Origin of the sequence: uncultured Georgenia sp. (assembly GCF_937958535.1) — a bacterium.
GTDB lineage: Bacteria > Actinomycetota > Actinomycetes > Actinomycetales > Actinomycetaceae > Oceanitalea.
The window spans coordinates 1-4501 of the sequence record NZ_CALGNQ010000099.1 but is presented as its reverse complement, the minus strand read 5'-3'; the positions used below and the strand labels follow the sequence as shown (position 1 = coordinate 4501).

Genomic DNA, 4501 nt, shown 5'->3' with positions numbered 1-4501 from the left:
GGTGCTGGCCCATGCTCAGGCCGGTGCGCGGTTCGGCGGTGTCCGGGGCGACCGGGGCGAGGTCGCGCGGGCGGATCGCGGCGAGCGCCCTGAGCCGCTCCGGCAGGCTCTTGGCGCGGGAGGCCCGCAGGAGGATGCGGCGCAGCCGGTCGGAGACGACGATCGGGGCGTCGGACGTGGAGTCGACGCCGCCGCCCACCCCGACCTCCGCCTGGCCGAGGGCGATCTTGTTGCTCACCGCGATGATCGCCTCCAGCCCGGTGGCGCAGGCGCGCTGGACGTCGAAGGCGGGGGTGTGCGGGTCGAGCGAGGAGCCCAGGACGGCCTCCCGCGTGAGGTTGAAGTCGCGCGAGTGCTTGAGCACGGCCCCCGCGCTGACGTCGTCGAGCCGCTCGCCGGCCAGCCCGAAGCGGGCGACCAGGCCCTCGAGCGCGGCGGTGAGCATGTCCTTGTTCGACGAGGCGGCGTAGCTGCCGCCGGCGCGGGCGAACGGGATCCGGTTCGCGCCGACGACGACCGCCGGGCGGATGGTTGAGGTCACGGCGTTGTTCCTTCTGGTGCGGGTGGGGACCAAGGTCCCTGGCAACGTGAGACTCAGAGTACCTGATACTCTCGGTCGCGTGATGCCGACCACATCCTCCGCCGACGACGCGGCCCGCGTCGACGGCCGCGACGCGCGCTGGGCCGCCCACCGCAGCTCGCGGCGCGCCGAGCTGGTCCGGGCCGCCCGCCGGGCGGTGCACCACCGCGGGCCCGACCTGTCGATGGACGACCTCGCCGCCGAGATCGGCACCTCGAAGTCGATCCTCTACCGCTACTTCACCGACAAGTCCGGTCTGCAGGGCGCGGTGGGCGCCGCCGTCCTGGACGAGCTGCGCACCGCGCTCGGCGAGGTGAGCGAGCGCGTGACCCGGCCACGGGACCGGATCGCCGCGATGGTCGACGTCTACCTCGAGATCGTCGAGTCCTCCGCCGGCGTCTACGCCTTCGTCACGCAGCCGGAGGCCACCGCCACCGCCGGGGCGCTGCGCGGCTTCGTCGCCGAGATCGAGGACATCGTCGCCGAGGCGCTGCTGCCCGTGCTGCGCCACGGCGACGACGGCGAGGCGGAGCACGACACCGACCGCGCCCTGGCCGCCCTGTGGGCCGCCGGGGTGGTCGGCCACGTGCGCAGCGTCGCCGAACGCTGGATCGCCGCCCGCGCCGGCGACGAGACCCCCACCGCCGACGACACCCGCCCCGAGGACGGCAGCCCGGCCGTCGAGGCCGACATCGCCGCCCTGGACCGCGCCCGGCTCGGCGCCCACATCACCGACTGGCTCTGGACCGGGGCCATCGGGGTGGCCCGCCGCGCCCGCACCACCCGTACCCGACCCGACGACGCGATCGGAGCCCCCGAATGACCTCGACGACCACGAGCAGCCCACGCACCCCGGAGGACGACGCCCTCGAGCGGGAGCGCTCCGGACGCCCGCTCGCACCCGAGATGCCGGACGCCGTCCCCTCCGCCGCCCCGACGGCGCTCGCCCCGCCCTCCGCGCCGTCCCCCGCCTCCGCGGGCCCCGGCGCACCTTCCGCCGGGGGCTTCGCCACCGCCGCCGTCGGCGACCTGCTCGACGGCCGCTGGCGCGAGCGCCGCCGCGCGGCCCGCGACCTCGCCCTCGACCCGGACTTCCAGCGCCTGCCCGACCAGACCGTCGCCGAGCACCGCGAGCGCGTGCTGCGGCAGCTCCACCTGCTGGTCGAGCGCGGCGACGTGCACCGCGGCTTCCCTGTCGAGGTCGGCGGCGGAGGCGACCCGGGCGGCAACCTCGCCGGCTTCGAGGAGCTCTTCCTGTCCGACCCGTCCCTGCAGATCAAGGGCGGCGTGCAGTGGGGGCTGTTCGGCTCGGCGATCCAGCACCTCGGCGTGCCCGAGCAGCACCGGCGGTGGCTGCCCGCCGCGATGAGCCTGGAGGTGCCCGGCTGCTTCGCCATGACCGAGGTGGGCCACGGCTCCGACGTCGCCTCGATCGCCACCACCGCGGTCTACGACCCGGACGGTGAGGAGTTCGTCATCCACACGCCGCACCCGGCGGCGAACAAGGAGTACATCGGCAACGCCGCCCTCCACGGGATGGCGGCCGTCGTCTTCGCCCAGCTCATCACCCAGGGCCGCAACCACGGCGTCCACGCCTTCTACGTCCCCATCCGTGAGCGCACGCAGGACGGTGAGCTCGTCTTCCTGCCCGGCGTCGGCGGCCGGGACGACGGCCCCAAGGGCGGGCTCAACGGCATCGACAACGGCCAGCTGTGGTTCGACCAGGTCCGCGTGCCGCGGGAGAACCTCCTGCGCCGCTACGGCGAGGTCGCCCCGGACGGGACGTACTCCTCACCGATCGCGAGCAAGGGTCGGCGCTTCTTCACCATGCTCGGCACGCTGGTCCAGGGCCGCGTCTCCCTCGGCGGCGCCGCGGTCGGGGTGAGCAAGGCCGCACTGTCCATCGCGGTGCGCTACGGCGACGAGCGCCGCCAGTTCACCGGCGCCGACGAGCGTCGCGAGGTCACCCTCCTCGACTACCAGCGCCACCAGCGCCGCCTCCTGCCGCTCGTCGCCCGCACCTACGCCGCCGCCTTCGCCCAGCAGGGCCTCCTCGAGCGTTTCCACGAGGTATTCAGCGGCGAGCACGACGACGACGAGTCGCGCCAGGACCTCGAGACCCTCGCCGCGGCGCTCAAGCCGACGACGACGTGGCTCGCGCTGGAGGCGCTCCAGGAGTCCCGCGAGGCGTGCGGCGGGGCGGGCTACATGGCGGAGAACCGCCTCGTCACCTGGCGACAGGACTTCGACGTCTACGCCACCTTCGAGGGCGACAACAACGTCCTGCTCCAGCTCGTGGGCAAGCGGCTGCTCACCGACTACGGCAAGTCCATGGCGAAGATCGACATCGCCGGGGCCGCCCGCTACGTCGCCGCCCGCGCCGGGGACATGGCCCTGCACCGCACCCCGCTGCGGCGCGCCGCGCAGTCCGTCCACGACTCCGGGTCCAAGGCCCGCTCCGCCGGGCACCTGCGTGACCCCGACGTCCAGCGCGAGCTGCTCGAGGACCGGGTCGAGGCGATGGTCGCGCAGATCGCCGGCGCCCTGCGCGAGGTCAAGCACGCCCCGCCCGAGCAGGCCGCCGCGGTGTTCAACGAACATCAGGACGAGCTCATCGCGGCCGCCAGGGCGCACGCCGACCTCCTCCAGTGGGAGGCCTTCACCGCCGCGCTGCCCGCCGTGCCGGAGGGCACCACCCGCCAGGTGCTCACCTGGCTGCGCGACCTCTACGGCCTGGAGCGCATCGAGCGGCACCTGGCCTGGTACCTCGTCAACGGGCGGCTGACCGCGCAGCGGGCCCGGGTGGTCACCGGCTACATCAACCGGCTGCTCGCCCGGCTGCGCCCCCACGCCGTCGACCTCGTCGACGCCTTCGGCTACACGGACGAGCACCTGCGCGCCCCGATCGCCTCGGGTGCCGAGCGCCGGCGCCAGGAGGAGGCCGAGGCCCATCTGCGCCGTCGCCGCGCGCTGCCCGACCGGATCGACGCGGCCGGGTGACCCCGGGCCGCGCGGCGCCGCTGCCCCCCGCCGCGCGGCCCGGGCGCGGCCGGTGCCGCAGCCGGCCGTGCTGCCGGCGTGAGGAACAGCACCCCCGGCACTCAGGTCGCCCGGCTCCGGGCGGCCCTGGCCCGCGCCGTCCGTCCGCCGGCTGAGGCGTGCAGGCCCCGCCCCCGCCGGGACGGTAGATTGTCCGCCGTGCATGCCTTTGCCGTTCCATTACGGGGCCACCATGACTGACACGCACCAGTCCGACACCGTCGCGCACGCCGCGGCCACCCCGGACATCACCCTCCCGTACCGCGAGCTCGGGCTCACGGACGACGAGTACCAGCGGATCGTGGAGATCCTGGGCCGCCGCCCGACCGCCGCCGAGCTCGCGATGTACTCGGTCATGTGGTCGGAGCACTGCTCCTACAAGTCCTCCAAGAAGCACCTGCGCCAGTTCGGGGAGAAGACCACCGAGGAGATGCGCAAGCACCTCCTCGTGGGGATCGGCCAGAACGCCGGCGTCGTCGACATCGGGGACGGCTGGGCGGTGACCTTCAAGGTCGAGTCGCACAACAGCCCGAGCTTCGTGGAGCCCTACCAGGGGGCGGCCACCGGCGTCGGCGGAATCGTCCGCGACATCATCTCGATGGGCGCCCGGCCGGTCGCCGTCATGGACCAGCTGCGCTTCGGCGCCATCGACCACCCGGACACCGCGCGCATCGTCCACGGCGCCGTCGCCGGCATCGCCGGGTACGCCAACAGCCTGGGCCTGCCCAACATCGGCGGCGAGACCGAGTTCGACCCGTCCTACGAGGGCAACCCGCTCGTCAACGCGCTGTGCCTCGGCGTGCTGCGCCACGAGGACATCCACCTCGCCAACGCCTCGGGCGTGGGCAACAAGGTCGTGCTCTTCGGCGCCCGCACCGGCGG

General features: G+C 74.3%; 4 protein-coding genes. 3 read left to right on the top strand and 1 reads right to left on the bottom strand.

What is annotated here, in order from left to right:
- A partial coding sequence (locus Q0195_RS05785; RefSeq protein WP_299275787.1) for a beta-ketoacyl synthase N-terminal-like domain-containing protein occupies positions 1 to 541 on the bottom strand: 541 nt, incomplete at its 3' end.
- Between the two features lie 82 nt (positions 542 to 623).
- On the opposite strand from Q0195_RS05785, the gene Q0195_RS05780 reads away from it, so the two are divergent.
- From Q0195_RS05780 to Q0195_RS05770, 3 genes are all read left to right on the top strand, one after another.
- Positions 624 to 1403 carry a TetR/AcrR family transcriptional regulator gene (locus Q0195_RS05780; protein WP_299275789.1) on the top strand — a complete coding sequence of 260 codons (780 nt, stop codon included), beginning with the start codon at positions 624 to 626 and terminating at the stop codon, positions 1401 to 1403.
- Positions 1400 to 3580 (top strand): acyl-CoA dehydrogenase, encoded by a 2181-nt coding sequence (locus Q0195_RS05775; protein WP_299275784.1) that lies wholly within the window; start codon positions 1400 to 1402, stop codon positions 3578 to 3580. The genes Q0195_RS05780 and Q0195_RS05775 overlap by 4 nt, the downstream gene beginning before the upstream one ends.
- 232 nt (positions 3581 to 3812) lie before the next feature.
- On the top strand, positions 3813 to 4501 hold a 689-nt coding region (locus tag Q0195_RS05770), incomplete at its 3' end, for an AIR synthase related protein (RefSeq protein WP_299275782.1).